Below are 1,912 nucleotides of genomic sequence, written 5' to 3'. Positions count from 1 at the left end.
AACGACCCTGTCGTGTCCATGATGCTTGCTCCCGGCCTCCCCGACGAAGATGTGATCGTTATTGCAGTGTGACAAGCGGCGTTCCCGGCACGGTGAAGTTGCCGGGGAACGCCGCGCTGCGGGACCGCTCGTTCAGACGTAGTCCTTGTACTTGTCGAGCAGGCGCACGGGTCTGGACAGCGCGTCACGCCGGAACGGATCGCCCAGTTCGCGCGTGCACATGATCTCGACGATCGTGGTCTTGCCGTGATTCATCTGCAGGTCGATCGCCTTCTTCAGCGCCGGGCCGACGTCCTCGAGCCGGTCGACGACGATGCCCTCGGCGCCCATCGCCTTCGCGATGCCCGCGAAGCTCGGATTGTCGAGCTCGCCGGCGACGAAGCGGCGGTTGTAGAAGTCCACCTGGTTCTTCTTCTCCGCGCCCCATTGCCGGTTGTGGAACACCACAGCCGTCACGGGGATGTTGTGCCGCACGCAGGTGAGCGTCTCCATCATGCTCATGCCCCAGGCGCCATCGCCCGCATAGGAGATCGCGGGACGGTGCGGCGCCGCGACCTTCGCGCCGATGATGGTCGGGAACGCGTAGCCGCAGTTGCCCCAGCTCATCGCCGCGAAGAAGCTGCGCGGTTTGTCGAAGCGCAGATAGCTGTTGGCCACCGAGTTGATGTTGCCGATGTCGGTGGACACCATCACATCGTCGGGCATCGCCTTTTCCAGCTCGCGCAGCACCTGCCGTGGATGCAGATACTCGCCGCCACTGAAGGTGCGCTCGTTCTTCTGCTCCTCGATCATGTCGAGGCTGTACGGGTCGCGCTCATGCGTCCAGCTGTCGAGTTCCTTCTCCCACGCCGCTTTCTCCCCGGCGATCTGGCTGGCGCGCGCCTCGCGCGTGGCATCGCATGCGAGCGTGCGGCCCGCGAGGCGTTCGGTAAGCGCAATGGCCGCCGCCTTTGCATCGCCGCAGATGCCGACGGAGATCTTCTTCACCAGCCCGAGCATCTTGTGATCGGCATCGATCTGGATGATCTTCGCGGTCTTCGGCCAGTAGTCGAGGCCATGCTGCGGCAGCGTGCCGAACGGCCCCAGGCGCGAGCCCAGCGCGAGCACGACGTCGGCCTGCGCGAGCAGCTTCATCGCGGCCTTCGAGCCCTGATAGCCGAGCGGGCCGCACCACAGCGGGTGCTTTGCCGGGAACGAGTCGTTGTGCAGATAGCTGTTGACGACGGGTGCGCCGAGCCGCTCGGCGAGCGCCTGGCATTCGCCGAGGGCGTCAGCCATCACCACGCCGCCGCCGGAGATGATCACCGGGAACTGCGCCTGCGCGAGCAGTTCGGCCGCTTCGTTCAGGCTCTGCCCGCCGCCCGCGCCGCGATCGAGCCGCTGCGGCTGCGGAATCTCGGCCCTGATCTGGCCGTAGAAGTAGTCGCGCGGGATGTTGAGCTGCGTGGGCCCCATCTCGGCCATCGCGCGGTCGAAGCAGCGTCCCGTGAATTCGGCCATGCGCGCCGGATGCGTGACGTGGCCCTGGTATTTGGTGAACTCCTGGAACATCGGCAGCTGCTTCGCTTCCTGGAAGCCGCCGAGTCCGATGCCCATGGTGCCCGCCTCGGGCGTGACGATGACCACGGGGCTGTGCGCCCAGTAGGCGGCGGCAATCGCGGTGACGGCGTTGCTGATGCCGGGGCCGTTCTGTCCGATGACCACGCCATGGCGTCCCGAGACGCGCGCATAGCCGTCGGCCATGTGGCCCGCGCCCTGTTCGTGGACAACGGGAATCAGGCGGATGCCGGCGGGCGCGAAGATGTCCATCGCATCCATGAAGGCGGAGCCCATGATGCCGAACATCTCGGTGACGCCGTTGGCGGCCAGGGTTTCGACAAAGGCTTCGGACGGGGTCATGTCCTGCGGGCCG

Annotated in this window: 1 protein-coding gene; it reads right to left on the bottom strand. The window is 66.4% G+C overall.

Going from position 1 to position 1,912, the window contains the following annotated elements:
* Positions 1-132: 132 nt before the first annotated feature.
* On the bottom strand, positions 133-1,912 hold a 1,780-nt coding region (gene xsc, locus BN2476_RS43165; RefSeq protein ID WP_235851234.1), incomplete at its 5' end, for a sulfoacetaldehyde acetyltransferase.

Source organism: Paraburkholderia piptadeniae, assembly GCF_900007165.1.
Taxonomy (GTDB): domain Bacteria; phylum Pseudomonadota; class Gammaproteobacteria; order Burkholderiales; family Burkholderiaceae; genus Paraburkholderia; species Paraburkholderia piptadeniae.
This window is presented reverse-complemented; position numbering and strand designations above follow the sequence as displayed.